Here is an 18,761-nt window from a genome sequence, read left to right on the forward strand (position 1 = left end):
AGCCCGAAGTGAATTGCAGCGCATTGGCGGCAAACGAACCTTGCGGGTCGCGGGTCGCTGTCGCCGAGAATGTCACACGCTCGCCGAGAACCGAGCGGATCTGCGGCGGCAGCGCCGTGGAGACGGCATCGGCATTCATCTTGAGCGTCATCGCCAAATCGGCCAGCGTCACCCTGGACGTCACCGAGGCATTGAGCGCATCGCTGCGCAGCGTGCCTTGATCGACGACGATCTCGTCCTTGCTGACCGACCCGGCGAGATCAGCGGTCACCCTGCCGGTCACCAGCGGCGCCAGCGTCGCCACGTCGGTGTTCAGGCGGCCGGCCGCAAGCTTGATGGTGACCGGTCCGCTGCGGCCCTGGATATCGAAGCCGTCGGAATGGATTTCAGCCGCCAGATCGTCCACCCGCGTGCCGCCCGCCACCACCGAAACCAGGGACGCGCCGATGTCGACTATCGGCGCCTTGCCGCCGCCGAATGCGCGGGCCGTGGCGCCGGTGATCGCGACGGTCACCGGCTGCACCGCAGTGCCGAGGCTGAGTACGATCGGTGGGCCCTTGGCGGCGAGCTCCACCGAAAGGTCGCTGGCGCCATTGGGGTCGATGATGCCCGCGGCCGTGCCATGCACGGCATCGCTGTCGATGCTGGCGCGCTCGACTTCGACGCCGCCGGTCACGATCGCGGTTCCGGCAAGGTCGAAACTGGTCTTGCCGGCAAACAAGGATTTCAGATTGTCGGGCAAGAAGCGCTGGAAGTCGCCGTCGCCCTTGGCCTCGACATAGTTGCCCTTGTCGGTGAGCTGGTGGCGACCGGTGAGCTGGGTGACGATCTGGCCGTCGACGACGAAGGTACCGATGCCGCTCCAGTTGGCGACCGGCCCCGTGCCGGTGACGACGACGTTGACGGGCGGCGCATCCGGCAATTTGAGCAGATTGGCGATGATGCCGCCGGCCGGCTCGGATGCCTTCAGATCGAGATCGAGCTTGTTGTCGGCGGGCGCAAAATGGATGTTAGCGTCGACCTTGCCTTGCTTGCCGTCGTGGCGGGTGATGTTGAGGCTGGTTTCTAGCGCCAATGGCGCCGCGTCGGCCTTGAACGACCCCTTGGCCGCGAGCTCTGCAATACCCCTGCCGGCCAGAGCCTGCCCGAGCGCGATTTCTGGCAGGTCGATCTGCTTGATGTCGAGCGACACCGGCAGCGTGGTGGCGCCACCCCGGCTCGGCTGCGTGCCGGCCACCGGCAGCCGCGCCAGCTCGATGCGATCGGCGGCGATGCGGCCGGCGCTGAAGTTTTTCGACAGAAGCGCCAGCGGCGACCAGTCGACGGCCACCTTGCGCGCCACCAGCCAGGCGCCCTGGCGATCCTCCAGCACGACATGATCGACAGTCAGCGCGCCGGACCAGATGCCGTCGATGCCGCTGACCGTGACCTTCCGGTCATCGGTTGACGCCACGGTCGAGATGATGCCGGCGAGATTGTCGCGGCCGCGCTCGGTCTTGGTCAGCACGACGAGCGCACCGACCACCGCCGCCACCAGGATGAGCAGCGTGTAAAGGACAATTCGAAGGATGCGCTTGAACATTGTCATCAGAACGCCTGGCCGATGCCGGCATAGATGCCGAAATGCGGGTCATCGGGACCCCGGTTGAGCGGCACCGCCGCATCGATGCGCAGCGGTCCGAACGGCGTAATATAGCGCAAGCCGACGCCGGCGCCGACCTTCATGCCGGAAAAATCCGGGAATTGATTGGTCGAGACGGTGCCGGCATCGACGAACGGGACGACGCCGATCGTGTCGGTGATGGCGATGCGCATCTCGACCGAGGTCTCGAAGAAGGATAACCCGCCGATCGGCTCTCCGTCGATGTCCTTGGGACCGATGCCCTGATAGGCATAACCGCGCACCGAGCCGCCGCCGCCGGAATAGAAGCGTCGGTCGGCCGGAACATCCTGAAGGCCGGCACCGATAATCGAGCCGATGGCGAAACGTTCGGCCAAGACGAACTTCGAGGCCGCGTCGAGCGACTGATAGGCCGATCCTTCGCCCCTCAGCTTGACGAAGGCGGCACCGTTCAAAATGTCGTAGCTCGGCTCGGCATAGGCCAGCGCCCTGAATCCCGTCGTCGGGTTGAGCCGGCTGTCGCGGTTGTCGAAGACATATCGCAGCGGAACGCTGGCGATCAGATAGCTGTGCTTGCCGAAGGAATCGGTGATCTTCGAATAGTCAAGCGCGACTTCCGCGGAGACCGTCTGCTGCCTGTCGAGTTCATAAGACAAGCCGGTGTTGCCCTTGACCGAGAAACGGTCATAGGCGTCGGGATGCTCTAATACGGTGCTGACGCCGGCGAAGAATTTCGACGCCGGCCCGACTACACCCGGCTTTTCGAACATGATGCCGGCATTGTAGTTGAGCTCGGTCAGCTCATTGCTGCCGATACCGCTGATTGCGCCCTCGATGCGCAGCTTTTCGGCACGGCCGAACAGGTTGCGGTGGCCCCAATAGCCTTCAAGGCCGAGCCCCTCGGTGTTGGAGAAGGTGCCGCCAAGGCCGAAATAGCGCGGCTTGCGCTCGCTCACTTCGACGCCAATCGGGATGTTGCCGTCGGCGTCGAGACCTTCGGCCTCCTTCAGCGTCACGCTGTTGAAGACTTCCAGCCCGAGCAGACGGTCGCGCGCTTCGTCGATCTCTTCCGGCGAATATTGGCGGCCGCGCTTCAGGCCGGTCATATATTCGGTGAAATCGCGATCGACCTTTTCGGTGCCCTCGACCGTGGTGTCGCCGTAGCCGGCAATCGGCCCGGCGGCCACGGTCAGCGTCACGTCGAGCGTCGAGGTAGCGTGGTCGGCAACGATCTCGCGGGCCGTCACCTTGGCCAGCGGCCTGCCTTCCTCTTTGAGCTCCCGCACGATAGACGCCTCGGCCTTGAGCACGGCACCGGAACCCGCATCGCCGCCGGCGATCAGGCCGAAATCGGCGCCCGCCAGCCCCGCCGCATCGCCCGCCAGCCTGATATCGCCAAGCGTGAATTTCGGCCCGATCGCAATGTTGATCACCACCGGAATCGGCTGCGGACCCGAAAATTCGGCGTCGGGCGGCAAATCGTCGAGCGGCTTGCCTTCAATGGTGATGGTGACGACGCCCTCGTAGCGGGCGTCCGCGTAAAGTGCGGCGACAAGCTGATCGCGGTCGCCACGCGCCTTGGCCAGCAGGCCGAGCGAACCGGAGACTGGACGTTCTTCGTCGTCCTTCAGCGCCGAGGCGTTTTCGAGCTTCTCGGCGAGATCCTCGTCGGCGTCGGGCGCCTCTATGGTTACCGCATAGCGCAGCGGATCGACGATGTCGGCGTCTTCATCCTCCGACGATCCCCACAGCTTGATGCCGAAGATCTCGAAAGCGGCCGCATTTCCGCTCGCGGCAACCAATGCGGTCGAGCATAGCAAGAAGAAAAGCAAGGCGAGCGAAAACACGCGCCGTGGCGCGGTTCCTCCCGACATCTGCCTTTCATACGCCGACATTACAACTCTACCCTAACTCCCAAAGCTAAAATTGGAATGAAGTTCTGAATTGCTCGTAAAGGGGCCACAATCCAATTGTCTGAAATGGACAGGGCTTGGAATTCACACCTTCTGCGTCGCCGCAAGAATGCGTGATCCCTGTCCTATGGAGGTACTACCGGTCATTGGCCGGAAAGGAAACCGTTGGCAGGCGGAACCTGCCGCGTTCTCGTGTTGACAAGCGTGACTGAGCTTGAACATGTCTGGACGTAACGCAAAGCAGTGTCTGGAGGGGTGTTATGGCAATGCGCGTGGCTCGTGGTCTGTCGACTCTTTTTCTTCTGTTTTTCGCCTGGGGCAGTGTCTCGCAAGCGGCCGAAGCACGCCGGGTGGTGACATCGGACAATTCCGATTATTTCGGCTTTGATCTCAGATCCGACCAGAATGTCAGCCTCGACCAGTGCAGGACGACATGTCTCGGCGATCCCGCATGTCGCGCCTTCACGTACAACCCCAAGGCCAAATGGTGTTTTCTCAAATCCGACTATAACACGCTGAAATCCTTCAACGGCGCCGTCGCCGGCAAGGTCGTCAACATCGAAGGCGACCCCGATATCGGCGCGCCGCCGGACCTCGCCTTCTTCCCCGCCTGGATGGCCGACCAGGCCCAGCAATACCGCAACAGGCTCACAGGCCCGGCCTACACCAAGCCCACCGAAGGGTTGACGGCTCTGAGGGAAGCGGCCGAACAGGCGTCGCTGACCGGCGACCACCGCTCGGCCATGCAAAAATACGAGGCTTTGGTTTCGGTATTGCCCGATGATGGCCAGCTCTGGTTCGAACTGGCGCAGGAAACGCTCGCCGTGCAGCCGGCCGCCAACAGCGCGGAGGCGTCTACCCTGCCTGCGAACGCCACCTCCGCCGGCTTCAACGCCTACAAATTGCTCCGCACCACCAAGACGCGTGCCGACGTGCTGGCGCTGCTCGGCGCCGGGCTCGATCGCCGCGACCTCTCCCGGCCCGCTCTGCAGGCTTACGAAGCGAGCCTCGCGCTGGTCAATTCGCCGGCGGTCAAGGCCGACTATGAAGATCTGAAATCGCGCAAGGGTTTCCGCGTCGTCGATCACACAGTCGAGGCCGACACCAGCGCACCGCGCATCTGCGCGCAGTTTTCCGAGGATCTGGTCAAGACCGGCGTCGATTATTCGCAATTCGTCACCGTCGACAACGCCGCTCCCAAGGGCGTCGAGGCCAAGGATAAGCAGATCTGCGTCGAGGGGCTCGAGCACGGCCAACATTACGACGTGACCTTCCGCCCCGGCCTGCCGGCCGCCATCGGCGAGGTGATCACCACCCCGGTGGTGCTGTCGATTTATGTGCAGGACCGCGCCCCGTCCGCCCGTTTTACCGGCGACAGCTTCGTGCTGCCTGCCGGCGCGCGCCGCGGCATCCCGGTCGTCACCGTCAACATGAACGTCGCCGAAATGAAGCTCTATCGCATCGGCGACCGATCGCTGACCCAGCTTCTGTCCGGCTACCAGTTCCTGCGCCAGCTTGACGGCTATGACATCTCCAACATTTCCGATCAGATGGGCGAGCCGGTCTGGCAAGGCCAGCTCGACATCGCCAACGACCTGAACAAGGAAGTCACCACCTCCTTCCCGGTCGACGAAGCGCTGCCGCAGCGCAAGCCCGGCGTCTATGTGCTGACCGCGCAACCGGTCGACGAGAATGACAACGACTATGATTCGCGCGCCACGCAATGGTTCGTCGTCTCCGATATCGGCCTGTCGACCTATACCGGACAGGATGGGCTGAACGTCTTTGCCCGTTCGCTCGGAACCGCCAAGCCGATATCAGGCGCTGAACTGACGCTGCTCGCCAGGAACAACGAAATCCTCGGCACCGCGACCACGGACGCGGAAGGCCGCGCCGTCTTCAACCCCGGACTGACGCGCGGCGACGGCGGCATGGTCCCGGCCGTGCTGACAGCCAAGCAAGGTGACAGCGACTTCGTCTTCCTCGACATGGGCCGCGCCGGCTTCGATCTTTCCGATCGTGGCGTCACCGGGCGTCCGGCGCCGGGCGCACTCGACGTCTATGCCTGGACCGAACGCGGCATCTACCGTGCCGGCGAGGACGTCCACGTCGCGGCGCTTGCCCGCGACGGCGCCGCCAAGGCCGTCGAGAACCTGCCGCTGACCTTCATCTTCACCCGTCCCGACGGCGTCGAGAACCGCCGCATCGTCAGCGACGGCGCATCGGCCGGCGGCCATGCCGTCGACCTGCCGCTCGAACCCAACGCCATGCGCGGCACCTGGACGGTGGCGATCCACACCGACCCCAAGCAGGCGGCGGTCGCCAGCCAGATGTTCCTGGTCGAGGATTTCGTGCCGGATCGCATCGAGTTGGACCTGTCCTCCGACAAGCAGGAGATCGCGCAGGGCGAAACTGCCAACGTCACCGTCGACGGCCGCTTCCTTTATGGCGCGCCGGCCGCCGGGCTAACGCTCGAAGGCGAACTGACGCTGTCGACCACCCGTGACTGGGACCGCTTCAAGGGCTATTCCTTCGGCCTCGCCGACGAGCAGTCGGCGGAACCGTCAGTCACGCCGTTCACCGATCTGCCGGTGGTCGGTGAGGACGGCAAGGCGACCTTCCCGGTTTCCGCCGACCAGTTGCCCTCGACCACCAAGCTCGTCGATGCCAAGATTACGGTCAGGATGCGCGAGACCGGCGGCCGCGCCGTCGAGCGCTCGCTCAACATCGGCATCCGGCCGCAGGGCCACATGATCGGCGTCCGCCCGGACTTCGACGGCGACGAGGTGCCGCAAGGCGGCACGGCGAAGTTCAGCCTGATTGCGGTCGACTCCGACGGCAGGCGCGAGGCGCTGCAGGGCGCGCAATGGTCGCTGGTCAAGGTCGAACGCAATTACCAATGGTACCGCTCAAGTAATTCCTGGAACTATGAACCGGTCACCTTCACCAAGTCGGTGGCCAACGGCCAGGTCGACCTGACCGCCGACGGCGAGGCCACCGTCTCGCTGGCGGTCGACTGGGGCCGCTATCGGCTCGAGATCGAGACATCTGACCCGGAAGGCCCGGCGACCAGCTACGAATTCGACGCCGGCTGGTATGTCAGCTCCACCACCACCGAAACGCCTGACGGCCTCGAAATCGCCCTCGACAAGGACAACTACGCGGCGGGCGAAGTGGCCAAACTCAAAGTGTCGCCACATTTTGCCGGCGAGCTGCTCGTCACCATCGGCGCCGACAAGCTCTTGAAAACCGTCACCGCCAGCGTGCCGGCAGATGGCAGCACCATCGACATCCCGGTTGGCGACGACTGGGGCGCCGGCGCCTATGTCACGGCAACGCTGTTCAGGCCGGGCGATGCGCAGGAAACGCGCATGCCGGCGCGCGCCATCGGCGTCAAATGGCTGAAGGTCGATCCGGGTTCCAAGAAGCTCGCCGTCACCCTGACGCCGCCGGACAAGACCATGCCGCGCCAGCAGCTGTCGATCCCGGTCTCCGTGGCCGGCGTGCAGCCGGGTGCCAACGCCTATGTCATGGTCGCGGCCGTCGATGTCGGCATCCTCAACTTGACCAATTACAAGGTGCCGGATCCTGAGACCTGGTTCTTCGGCCAGCGCATGCTCGGCCTTGAGGTACGCGATCTCTACGGCCGTCTGATCGACGGCTCGCTGGGCACGTCAGGCAAGCTGCGCACCGGCGGCGACGGCGCCAACATACAATCGCAAGGCAGCCCGCCGACCGAAAAGCTGGTCGCCTTCTTCTCCGGTCCGGTCCCGCTCGACGCCGACGGCAAGGCGCGGATCGACTTCGACATCCCGCAATTCAACGGCACCGTGCGCGTCATGGCCGTCTCCTGGACCAAGGACGGGGTCGGCCATGCCCGGTCCGACGTGATCGTGCGCGATCCGGTGGTGATCACCGCCGGCCTGCCGCGCTTCCTGGCGCCTGAAGATTCGGCCGTCATGCGGCTCGACGTCACCGACGCCGACGGCCCGGAGGGCGACTATGCACTGTCGATAAACACCACCGCCAATCTTTCGACCGGCAGTGCCGCCCTGCCCGAAAAGCTGACGCTCGCCAAGGGTAAGCGGCAGACGCTGACCGTGCCGCTGATCGCTGAAACGCCGGGTAACGCCTCGATCACCATCAAGCTCGCCCATGCCAACGGCACCGCTGTCGAGCAGACGCTGTATGTTCCGGTGCGCCCGGCGCAATTGCCGGTGACCACCCGCATGGTGGTCGACCTCAAGGGCAATGGCGGGTCACTGCGCGTCGACAAGGAGCTCCTGGCGGCAAGCGTGCTCGACGGCGCTTCGGTCAGCGTCGGCGTTTCGCAGGCGGCGGCCTTCGACGTGCCGTCGCTCCTGATGACGCTCGACCGCTACCCCTATGGCTGCGCCGAGCAGACCACCAGCCGCGCCATGCCGCTTCTCTATGTCAACGAGATGGCCTCGGGAGTCGGCATGGCCAGCGACGCCGACCTGCACGGCCGCATCCAGGACGCCATCTACAAGGTGCTGAGCTACCAAGCCTCGGCCGGCAGCTTCGGCCTGTGGGGCCCGGGCTCCGGCGACCTGTGGCTCGACTCCTATGTCACCGACTTCCTGACCCGGGCGCGCGAGCAGAAATACGACGTGCCGACCCAAGCGATGAACCAGGCGCTGAGCAATCTGCAAAACGCCATCGGCTACGACCAGGACGTCAAGGATCGCGGCAGCCAGATCGCCTATGCGCTCTATGTACTGGCCCGCAACAAGAAGGCCTCGATCGGCGATCTGCGCTACTATGCCGACACCCAGCTCGAAGCCTTCACCAGCCCGATGGCCGTTGCCCAATTGGCGGCGGGCCTGGCACTCTACGGCGACACGCAGCGCTCGGAAGCGACGTTCCAGGCGGCATTGCAACTGGCCAATTCGAGCTCAGCATATGACTACTATAGGTCCGATTATGGCTCGCCGCTGCGCGACGGCGCAGCGATGCTTGCGCTTGCCGCCGAATCGAAGCCGGTGCCGACGATCGTGCCGGCGCTGATCAAGCGGGTGACGCAGGAACGCGCCGCCGTCAGATGGACCAGCACGCAGGACGAGTCCTGGATGCTGCTGGCGGCCCGTGCCCTGAAGGCCGGCAACGATTCGATCGCGCTGACCATCAACGGCGCGCCGCATGCCGGCGCCTATTCGGACCAGATCGCCGGGAGCGACATTGCCAACAGCCCGCTGACCGTCGCCAACACCGGCAGCAACCCGCTGCAGGCGGTCGTCACCACGGTGGCCTCGCCGATCCAGCCGCTGCCGGCCAGCGGCAACGGCTTCACCATCGGCCGCACCTACTACAAGCTCGACGGCACCGAAGCCAATGTCACGGAGGCGACCCAGAACGAACGCTATGTCGTCGTGCTCAATATCTACGAGCAGAACAAGTGGCCGTCGCGGCTGGTGATCACCGATCTGCTGCCGGCCGGCTTCGAAATCGACAATCCGGGCCTGGTTTCCAGCGCCCAGTTGTCGAACTTCTCGTGGCTGGCTCAGACCAACGCCGCCCATCTCGAATTCCGCGACGACCGTTTCGTCGCGGCCTTCAATCCGAACGATGGCGACGGCGACCGCAACATCACGCTCGCCTATGTCGTGCGCGCGGTGACGCCGGGCACCTATGCCCATCCGGCTGCAACGGTCGAGGACATGTACCGGCCGCAATATTCGGCCCGCACCGCGACCGGGATGATGGAGGTCAAGGCGCCGTAAGGCGCCGATGGTGGCGAACATGTTCTTCCGAAAAATCCTGCGCCGTTCGGCCATCGCCGCCGCCTCCCTCGCCGGCTTTGCAGCAATCGCCGCGGGCGGGCTTTGGCAGCTCGACCGCGCCTTTCCGCCGCCGCTGCCGGCCGAACTCACCGTGTCGACCGAAGTGCAGGACCGCGACGGCCAGCTGTTGCGCGCCTTCGCCACGCCGGACGGCTATTGGCGGCTCGCCACCCGCCTCGACCAGGTCGACAAGCAGCTCGTCGACATGCTGGTGACTTACGAGGACAAGCGTTTCTGGGACCATGAAGGCGTCGACGTGCTGGCGCTGGCCCGCGCCGCCGGCCAGTTCTTAAACAGTGGCCGTATCGTCTCCGGCGGCTCGACGCTGTCGATGCAACTCGCCCGGCTGGCAGAGCCGCGCGACAGCCGCAGCCTAGGCTCGAAGATCAAGCAGATGCTGCGCGCCCTACAGATCGAGCGGCGGCTTTCCAAGCGTGAGATCCTCGAACGCTATTTGACGCTGGCGCCCTATGGCGGCAACCTCGAAGGCGTGCGCGCCGCCTCGCTGGCTTATTTCGGCAAGGAGCCGAAGCGGCTGACGGTCTCGGAGGCGGCCCTGCTTGTTGCCCTGCCGCAATTGCCGGAAAAGCGCCGGCCCGACCGCAACCTCGCAATCGCTCATGCCGCCCGCGACCGGGTCCTGGCGCGCATGGTTTCATCGGGCCTGCTCGGCGAGCGCGAGGCCGCACGTGCCGCGCTCGACGACGTTTCAGGCGTCCGCCGCACTCTGCCGGCGCTCGCCGCTCACGCCGCCTACGCGGCGCTTTCCAAGGCCGGCCCCGGCCAGAAACTACAACTGACGATCCGCAAAAGCGTCCAGGAAGGGCTGGAACAGGTGGCCAGGGATGCCGCCGCCAGGCTCGGCCCCCGCCTGTCCGTCGCCATGGTGCTGGCCGACACCCGCACCGGTGACATCCTCGGCGAGGTCGGCTCTGCCAACTATTTCGACGCCAGCCGCTCCGGCTGGATCGACATGACCAGAACAGTCCGCTCGCCCGGTTCGACGTTGAAACCGTTCATCTACGGGCTCGCCTTCGAACAGGGATTGGTCGCGCAGGAAACGCTGATCGACGACAGTCCGACGGATTTTTCCGGCTACCGGCCGAAGAATTTCGACATGGGCTACCAGGGCGACGTCAGCATCCGGCAGGCGCTGCAACTGTCGCTCAACGTGCCGGCGATCAGTGTGCTCGACGCGGTCGGGCCGGCGCGGCTGCTCGCGCGCTTCCGGCAGGCCGGCGTCACGCCGATCCTGCCCGTCAACAAGGCGCCGGGCCTCGCCATCGGCCTTGGCGGCGTCGGCGTGACGCTGCGCGACCTCGTCCAGCTCTATGCCGGGCTTGCCAATGGCGGCAAGGCACACACGCTGCATGACGGCACCGAGCCGGCGAATGCCGAACGCTCCACAGCTACCATCCTTGACGATCAGGCGAACTGGCAGATCACCGACATATTGTCGGGCGTCAAGCCGCCCGAGGGTGCCGCCCGGCGCGGCATCGCCTACAAGACCGGCACCTCCTACGGCTACCGCGATGCCTGGTCGGTCGGCTTCGACGGGCGCTACGTGCTGGGCGTCTGGGTCGGCCGTCCCGATGCCGGCGCGGTGCCTGGCCTGTCCGGCTATGTCTCGGCCGCACCGATCCTGTTCGAGGGCTTTGTCCGCTCAGGCCTGGCTCCCGTGCCGCTGCCAGGCCAGCCGGCCGGCGTCACCAGACCCAGGCGCGACGATCTGCCGGTGACATTGGAGCGTTTCGGTTCTGGCGCCGACGGGCTGGTCCAGGCGACGCCGACCGAGCCTGCGCCGACGATCATCTTTCCGCCCGACGGCGCCCGCGTCGATCTCGGCACCACCGCCGCCAAGGCCTCGCCGCTTGTGCTGAAGCTGCAAGGCGGCCGCGCCCCGTTCCGCTGGCTGGCCAATGGCAAGCCGCTGGTCGGCATCGACCGGCGGCGCAGCGCGACCTGGCAGCCGGACGGCGCCGGCTATTCGACCCTGACCGTGATCGACGCGGTCGGGCGCGCGGCCAGCGTGAAAGTATTCGTTGAATAGAATGCGCCAAGCGATTCAGCGCATTGCGTTTTGCGCCCTGCTGTCGGCTGCCGATACCGCCCCTGTCCTTTCCGCGGATCTCCCCGCCGGCTTCGTTCGGCTGGCCGACATCGATCCCACCATCCGGCAGGACGTCCGCTATGCCCGCACAGACAATTTCCTGCGCCGCAAGGCGGCCGGCTACGACGCGCCAGTATGCATCCTCACCGGGCGAGCGGCGGAAGCGCTCTCCGGCGTCCAGAAAGCGATTGCCGCCAAAGGCCTGACGCTGGTGGTCTTTGACTGCTACCGCCCTGCGCGCGCCGTCTCCGACATGGGCGAATGGACGAGGGAAGGCGGAGCACCCGACCCGCAATGGTATCCGGCGGTCAAGCGAAAGGACCTCATCGCCAAAGGCTATGTCGGTGAACTGTCGACGCATTCGCGCGGCTCGACCGTCGATGTCGCCATCGCGCGAGTCGACCGCAACACCGCTCCGAAACCGGCCTGTGGCGCGCCCGATGCCGACACGCTCGATTTCGGCACCGGCTTCGACTGTTTCGACCCGATGAGCGAAACGGCGCACCGTCCGCTCGCCGGGGAAGCAACCGCAAATCGCAAGAGGCTTGTCGAGGCCATGCGCGCCGGCGGCTTCAGGAATTATGCCCGCGAATGGTGGCATTTCACGCTGGAAAACGAGCCGTTTCCAACGCAGCGCTTCGATTTTCCCCTCACCGCCGACTAAATCACTGATCGCTGCGAAGCAAATCGCGTCCAGACCACATCGAGCCATTGCCGAGGCGCGACCTTTCTCCAGATAGATCGCTTCATGAGCCCGGATTCGGCACCCCAGCGTCGAGAGGAAAGAATTTCTTCATAAGGCCAAAGATCGGCGGAAAATTGCTTCGAACGGACAAAAAAAGCAACATTGAGTGCATCTAATTTCTACCATTTCAGTAGATTTGAAGCGATCTCAACGGAGGCGTAAATGACCAATCCTCATTTCAGGAAACTGCTCGGCGCCCTGGTCGCTGCATCGGTCCAATTCGGAACGCTCGGTTTCGCGTTTGCCGATACCACCATCCTCAACGTGTCCTATGATCCGACGCGTGAGCTGTACAAGCAATTCGACGAGGCCTTTGTCGCCCACTGGAAGGCCGAGACCGGTGAGACGGTAACCGTCCAGCAATCGCATGGCGGGTCGGGCGCACAGGCCCGCGCCGTGATCGACGGCCTCGACGCCGACGTGGTGACGCTGGCGCTCGAAGGCGACATCAACGCCATCGTCTCGAAATCGAAGAAGATCAATCCCGACTGGCGGACCAAGTTCGAGAACAATTCGGCGCCCTACACCTCGACCATCGTCTTCCTCGTCCGCAAGGGCAACCCGAAGGGCATCCACGACTGGGGCGATCTGGTCAAGGACGACGTCCAGGTGATCACGCCAAACCCCAAGACCTCGGGCGGCGCACGCTGGAACTATCTCGCCGCCTGGGCCTATGCCAACGCCAAGGATGGCGGCGACGAAGCCAAGACCAAGGAATTCGTCGGCAATCTTTACGCCCATGTTCCGGTGCTCGACACCGGTGCGCGCGGCGCGACCGTAACCTTCGCGCAAAAGGGCCTGGGCGACGTGCTGCTGGCCTGGGAAAACGAGGCCTATCTGGCGCTCGACGAGTTCGGCGCCGACAATTTCGACATAGTCTACCCGCCGACCTCGATCCTGGCCGAGCCGCCGGTCGCTGTGGTCGATGCCAATGTCGATGCCAAGGGCACGCGAAAAGTCGCCGAAGCCTATCTGAGCTACCTCTACTCCAATGAAGGCCAGACGCTGATCGCCAAGAACCATTATCGCCCGTCGAAGCCCGACCTGGTGCCGGCGGAGGACCTCGCCAAACTGCCGGAGATCAAGCTGATCACCATCGACGATCCACTTTTTGGCGGTTGGAAGAAAGCACAGCCTTACCATTTCGGCGATGGTGGTATATTCGACCAGATCTATAAGCCGGCCCAGTAGCCCAGTAAGCTAGACTCTAGATCAGGACGACATGACCACAGCACCCGCCAAGGCGGGGTGGCGGTTCAGACAGCCGAGCGTCATTCCGGGTTTCGGATTGACACTCGGCTTCTCGCTTGCCTACCTCACGCTCATCATCCTCATTCCCCTGTCGGGGCTGATCTGGCGATCGGCCGCGCTCGGCTGGGCCGATTTCTGGGCGATCGCCACCGATCGCCGCACCATCAACGCGCTTGAAATCAGTTTTGGCACCGCCTTCATTGCCGCCGCGGTCAATGTCGTCTTCGGCACGATCGTCGCCTGGGTGCTGGTGCGCTACAACTTTCCTGGCCGCCGCATCGTCGATGCCATGGTCGACCTGCCCTTCGCGCTGCCGACGGCGGTGGCCGGCATCGCGCTGACCACGCTCTACGCGCCGAATGGCTGGCTCGGCAGCCTGCTGGCGCCGCTCGGCATCAAGGTCGCCTACACGCCGCTCGGCATCGTCATAGCGCTGATCTTCATCGGCCTGCCCTTCGTCGTGCGCACCGTCCAGCCGATCATGGAGGAGATCGACAAGGAGGTGGAGGAAGTGGCCGCGACGCTCGGCGCCAACCGCTTCCAGACCATCGCCCGGGTCCTGCTTCCGGGCCTGGCGCCGGCCATCGTCACCGGTTTCGCGCTGGCTTTCGCACGCGGCGTCGGCGAGTACGGCTCCGTCATCTTCATCGCCGGCAATCTGCCCTACAAATCCGAGATCGCGCCGCTTCTGATCGTCATCCGGCTGGAGGAATACAATTATGCGGCGGCGACCGCGATCGCGGCGATCATGCTCGCTTTGTCGTTCGTGATGCTGCTGGTCATCAATCTGGTGCAGACGTGGAGCCGCAAGCGCTATGGCTGATCCGGAGATCAAATCCTACGCACCGCACCACGAAAGTCAGTCGGCGGCAGTGACCGAAAGCCGCCCGGCGAAAGCCGTGCTGATGATCGTGACCTTTGCCTTCCTCGGCATTTTCCTGCTCTTGCCGCTGATCGTCGTCTTCAACGAAGCCTTCGCAAAAGGTCTCAGTGCTTATACGGAGGCGCTGACCAACCAAGACACGCGCTCGGCGATCCACCTGACACTGCTGGTGGCGGCGATCTCGGTGCCACTCAACGTCGTCTTCGGCATCTCCGCCGCTTGGGCGATCGCCAAGTTCGAGTTCAAGGGCAAGGCCTTCCTCACCACGCTCATCGACCTGCCGTTTTCGGTCTCGCCGGTCATTTCCGGCCTGGTCTATGTGCTTTTGTTCGGCGCGCAGGGCCTGCTCGGCGCCTGGCTGAAGGCGCATGGCATCGTCATCCTGTTTGCCGTGCCGGGCATCGTGCTCGCCACCATCTTCGTCACGTTCCCCTTCGTCGCCCGCGAACTGATTCCCTTGATGCAGGAACAAGGCAATGGCGACGAGGAGGCAGCGCTGTCGCTCGGCGCCAATGGCTGGCAGGCGTTCTGGTACGTGACGCTGCCCAACGTCAAATGGGGGCTGCTCTACGGCGTCTTGTTGTGCAATGCCCGCGCCATGGGCGAATTCGGCGCGGTCTCCGTCGTGTCGGGCCACATACGCGGATTGACCAACACCATGCCGCTGCATGTCGAAATCCTCTATAACGAGTACAATGCCGCAGCCGCCTTCGCCGTCGCTTCACTGCTTGCGGGCCTGGCGCTCGTCACGCTGGTCTTGAAAACACTTCTCGAGATGCGCTACGGCGCCGAGCTCGCCGCGACGCGCGGACACTGAAAAAAAGGGACGGTTGATGGAAGTTCGCGTTGCCAACGTGCGCAAGGAGTTTGAACGGTTTCCGGCGCTTCACGACGTTTCGCTCGACATCAAGTCCGGCGAGCTGATCGCGCTGCTCGGGCCTTCCGGCTCCGGCAAGACGACGCTGCTCAGGCTGATCGCCGGGCTGGAGCGGCCGACGAAAGGAAAGATCTTCTTTGGCGAGGAGGATGCGTCGCAAAAGTCGATCCAGGAGCGCAATGTCGGCTTCGTTTTCCAGCATTATGCGCTGTTTCGCCATATGACGGTCGCCGACAATATCGGCTTCGGGTTAAAAGTTCGGCACGGGCCGACACGTCCGTCGGCGCAGGAAATCCGCCGCCGTGCCTCCGAGCTTCTCGACCTCGTCCAGCTTTCCGGCTTGGAGAAGCGCTATCCGGCGCAGCTTTCGGGCGGCCAGCGCCAGCGTGTGGCGCTGGCCCGCGCGATGGCGATCGAACCGGCCGTGCTTTTGCTCGACGAGCCGTTCGGCGCGCTCGACGCCCAAGTCCGCCGCGAGTTGCGCCGCTGGCTGCGCGACATCCACGACGCCACCGGCCACACCACGGTCTTCGTCACCCATGACCAGGAAGAAGCGCTGGAGCTTGCCGACCGCGTGGTGGTGATGAGCCAGGGCAGCATCGAGCAGGTTGGCACCGCCGATGAAATCTACGACACGCCGAACTCGCCCTTCGTCTACGGCTTCATCGGCGAATCGAGCTCGCTTCCCGTCAAGGTCGAGGACGGCCAGGTCTGGATCGCCGACCGCCCGATCGGGCTCTCCGCGCCGCAGGCGCCGCAAGGCGAAGCGACGCTGTTCTTCCGTCCGCACGATGTCGAACTGGTAGACGAATGCAACGGCTGCATCGCCGGCACGGTCGCCGCCAGCCGCCGCGTCGCCGGCACCAGACGGGTGGAGCTCGAAATTGGCGGCGAGCGTCAGCGGGTCGAGGTCGAGCTGCCCGTCGACCATCCGACGGCGCAGAAAAGCCGGGTTGCGTTCAGGCCGCGGCGCTGGAAGCTTTTTCCGGCCGCTTAGCCACAAGGCGGTTGTGAATCCGGCTGATGGTGGTCGCCTCTTTCATGCTGAGCGACATCGGTATCTATTTCATTACCTCACTAGGAAGGTGATTGGAAAAGCACCAGCGGCATGGCGAGACCCGTACCGAAATGAGCCGCTTGGAAGAAAATGCTAGCGATCGCCTGCTTCGACAACGCTTTTTCTCACAGCGACGCCATAGATCCGGCTAGCATGCCTCGTCGCGTCAGGCCCCGCCCGACTATTCTTCGGCATTCGATGAACGGCAATATTTTAGGGAGCTTGTTTTCATGAAGCGATTTTTGCTTGGCGTCGCGACATTGGCCGGCCTGTTCCTGGCATCCTCCCAAGCCTGGTCGGCCGACAAATTGCTGAACGCGTCCTATGATGTCGGCCGCGAACTGTTTGCGCAGGTGAACAAGGCCTTCGTCGCCGAGCACCCCGGCGTGACCATCGATCAGTCGCATGCCGGGACGTCGGCGCAGGCACGTGCCATCGCCGAGGGCCTCGGCGCCGATGTCGTCACCTTCAACCAGGTCATCGACATCGACTTCCTGGTCTCGAAGGGTCTTATCTCCGCCGACTGGCAGAAGGATTTTCCCGACAACGCCTCGCCTTTCTATTCGCTGCCGTCCTTCCTGGTGCGCGCCGGCAACCCGAAGAACATCAAGGATTGGAACGATCTCGTGCGCGACGACGTGCAGGTGATCTTCCCCAATCCGAAAACGTCGGGTAATGCGCGCTACACCTATCTTGCGGCCACCGCCTACGCAAAGGAAGCCTTCAAGGGCGACGATGCCAAGGTGAAGGAATTCGTCACCAAACTGTTCAACAATGTCCCGATCTTCGACTCCGGCGGGCGCGCCGCGACCACCACCTTCGTGCAGCGCGAGATCGGCGACGTGCTGATCACCTTCGAGTCGGAAACGCGCGGCGTCCGCAGGGAGTATGGCGATGACAAGTTCGAGCAGGTGACGCCTTCGGTCAGCCTGCTGGCGGAGTTTCCGGTGGCGATTGTCGACACGGTCGCCGACGAGCATGGCACGCGTGATCTCGCCAGGACTTATCTCGACTTCCTCTACACGCCGCAGGGCCAGGACATCGCCGCCCGCAACGGACTGAGGGCTCGCGACGCGGCGGTCGCCGCCAAATACAAGGCTGAGTTTCCCGATGTCCGCCTGCTGACGGTGGAGGACGTCTTCGGCGGCTGGACCAAGGTCCAGGCCGAGCATTTCACCGCGGGCGGATTGCTCGACCAGACTTATGGCAGCCGCTGAGCAAGCGATCTTCGAACTTGAAGCGAAAGCCGGCTTTTGCCGGCTTTCTTCGTTTTCGCGGTCAGGAAAGGTGATTTCGCGCATTTTCGGGCGCACCATCCAAAACGTCACGAAGAATCAACGTGTTTGTGCCTACTGTGCCATCAGACGGCTTGTTTTCGCGAAACTGCATCGTGCGACCAAACGTCATGATTTACACACAAACAACCGCCAGATGCGGGCGGTTGGGGTTTTCATGAACTGAATCGGGCATGCTTACCAAAAAAGGCAAATACGGCCTCAAGGCCCTCGTGCATCTGTCAGGCTTGCCGGTCGGTCAGCTCGCATTCGTCAACGACATTGCCGTCGCCAACAACATCCCGAAGAAATTCCTGGATGCCATTCTGGGCGAATTGCGCAATGCCGGCTTCGTCCAGAGCCGCAAGGGCAAGGAAGGCGGCTATCGCCTCGCCCGGCCGGCCTCCGAGATCAAGATCGGCCACGTCGTGCGTGTCCTCGACGGGCCGCTGGCGCCAATCCCTTGCGCCAGCCGCACCCAATATCAGCGATGCGAGGATTGCGACGAAGCGACATGCCAGGTCCGGAATATGATGCTGGAGGTGCGCCAGGCGATCGCCGAGGTGCTGGACAATCGCAGCCTCGCCGCGATGCGCGATGCCGACAATGACGATTTTCCAGTCGAGCTGACATCGCAGATCTGATCAGGCGCCCCTGAAGCGGATCCGCGCCGGCACCGGCTCATGAATTCGCCTCGAACAGGCCCACGACGTCGCCGACAATGTCGGCGATCGGGCGCGTCGCATCGAGCGTCAATGCGTTCTCGTCGGCTGCCGGAGCTTCTAGCGTGGCGAACTGGCTGTCGACCAGGCTTGCCGGCATGAAATGGCCCTGGCGGGAGCCGACACGCCGCTTTGCGGTCGCGGGATCGATTTCCAGATAGAGGAAAACGATGTCCTGGCAAAAGCCGCGCAGACGCTCGCGGTAGCTGCGCTTCAGCGCCGAGCACGCGGCGACGACGCCCTGCCCATCGCCGACCGATCCGGCAATACGCCGGCCGATCGCGTCGAGCCAGCCTTCCCGCAATGCGTCGGTCAGCGGCTCGCCTCTTGCCATGCGCGCGACGTTTTCCGGCGGGTGCAGCCTGTCGCCCTCGATGAAGATGGCGCCCAACGCCGCGGCCAGCGCTTCGCCGACGGCCGACTTGCCACAACCGGCGACGCCCATCACCACGACGGCCGGTGCGGACCGGACGGCATCCCTCTGCATTTGTGCTGCCTTTTCGTCCA

General features: G+C 64.1%; 12 protein-coding genes and 1 pseudogene. 10 read left to right on the top strand and 3 right to left on the bottom strand.

Annotated features, from left to right (window positions below; translation table 11 throughout):
- Both EOA78_RS09525 and EOA78_RS09530 read right to left on the bottom strand, forming a co-directional pair.
- Positions 1 to 1,588 (bottom strand): annotated as a pseudogene (locus EOA78_RS09525) (translocation/assembly module TamB); the annotation flags it as partial.
- On the bottom strand, positions 1,588 to 3,516 hold the full coding sequence (locus tag EOA78_RS09530; RefSeq protein ID WP_127314941.1) for an autotransporter assembly complex family protein: 1,929 nt from the start codon (positions 3,514 to 3,516) through the stop codon (positions 1,588 to 1,590). The gene EOA78_RS09530 and the pseudogene EOA78_RS09525, both read right to left, overlap by 1 nt.
- A 278-nt stretch (positions 3,517 to 3,794) precedes the next feature.
- On the opposite strand from EOA78_RS09530, the gene EOA78_RS09535 reads away from it, so the two are divergent.
- The 10 genes from EOA78_RS09535 to EOA78_RS09580 all read left to right on the top strand — a co-directional run bounded on the left by EOA78_RS09535 (position 3,795) and on the right by EOA78_RS09580 (position 18,176).
- The gene (locus EOA78_RS09535; protein ID WP_127314942.1) at positions 3,795 to 9,275 is read left to right on the top strand and encodes an alpha-2-macroglobulin family protein; all 5,481 of its coding nucleotides are present in this window, start codon (positions 3,795 to 3,797) and stop codon (positions 9,273 to 9,275) included.
- Positions 9,276 to 9,294: 19 nt separating this feature from the next.
- Complete coding sequence (pbpC, locus tag EOA78_RS09540; protein WP_127314943.1) at positions 9,295 to 11,385, top strand: penicillin-binding protein 1C; 2,091 nt, start codon at positions 9,295 to 9,297, stop codon at positions 11,383 to 11,385.
- A gap of 1 nt (position 11,386) precedes the next feature.
- On the top strand, positions 11,387 to 12,109 hold the full coding sequence (locus EOA78_RS09545; protein ID WP_127314944.1) for a M15 family metallopeptidase: 723 nt from the start codon (positions 11,387 to 11,389) through the stop codon (positions 12,107 to 12,109).
- 243 nt (positions 12,110 to 12,352) lie between these two features.
- Positions 12,353 to 13,381, top strand: a complete 1,029-nt coding sequence (locus EOA78_RS09550; RefSeq protein ID WP_127314945.1) for a sulfate ABC transporter substrate-binding protein — start codon at positions 12,353 to 12,355, stop codon at positions 13,379 to 13,381.
- A gap of 31 nt (positions 13,382 to 13,412) precedes the next feature.
- Positions 13,413 to 14,264 (top strand): sulfate ABC transporter permease subunit CysT, encoded by an 852-nt coding sequence (gene cysT, locus EOA78_RS09555; protein WP_127314946.1) that lies wholly within the window; start codon positions 13,413 to 13,415, stop codon positions 14,262 to 14,264.
- Entirely contained in the window at positions 14,257 to 15,141 is an 885-nt protein-coding gene (cysW, locus tag EOA78_RS09560) for a sulfate ABC transporter permease subunit CysW (RefSeq protein ID WP_127314947.1), read from the top strand. The genes cysT and cysW overlap by 8 nt, the downstream gene beginning before the upstream one ends.
- Before the next feature lie 16 nt (positions 15,142 to 15,157).
- The gene (locus EOA78_RS09565) at positions 15,158 to 16,198 is read left to right on the top strand and encodes a sulfate/molybdate ABC transporter ATP-binding protein (protein WP_127314948.1); all 1,041 of its coding nucleotides are present in this window, start codon (positions 15,158 to 15,160) and stop codon (positions 16,196 to 16,198) included.
- A 290-nt stretch (positions 16,199 to 16,488) separates the two neighbouring features.
- Positions 16,489 to 17,475 (top strand): sulfate ABC transporter substrate-binding protein, encoded by a 987-nt coding sequence (locus EOA78_RS09570; RefSeq protein ID WP_127314949.1) that lies wholly within the window; start codon positions 16,489 to 16,491, stop codon positions 17,473 to 17,475.
- Positions 17,462 to 17,719: a hypothetical protein gene (locus tag EOA78_RS09575; protein WP_127314950.1), complete on the top strand. Its 258-nt coding sequence runs from the start codon at positions 17,462 to 17,464 to the stop codon at positions 17,717 to 17,719. Before EOA78_RS09570 ends, EOA78_RS09575 begins: the two co-directional genes overlap by 14 nt.
- A 7-nt stretch (positions 17,720 to 17,726) precedes the next feature.
- Positions 17,727 to 18,176, top strand: coding sequence for an Rrf2 family transcriptional regulator (locus EOA78_RS09580; RefSeq protein ID WP_029351604.1), 450 nt, complete (start codon positions 17,727 to 17,729; stop codon positions 18,174 to 18,176).
- A gap of 37 nt (positions 18,177 to 18,213) precedes the next feature.
- Here EOA78_RS09580 and EOA78_RS09585 read toward each other — a convergent pair whose 3' ends face one another.
- Complete coding sequence (locus EOA78_RS09585) at positions 18,214 to 18,741, bottom strand: gluconokinase (protein ID WP_127314951.1); 528 nt, start codon at positions 18,739 to 18,741, stop codon at positions 18,214 to 18,216.
- Positions 18,742 to 18,761: the final 20 nt, after the last annotated feature.

The organism is Mesorhizobium sp. M5C.F.Cr.IN.023.01.1.1 (assembly GCF_003997585.1).
Classification (GTDB): domain Bacteria; phylum Pseudomonadota; class Alphaproteobacteria; order Rhizobiales; family Rhizobiaceae; genus Mesorhizobium; species Mesorhizobium wenxiniae.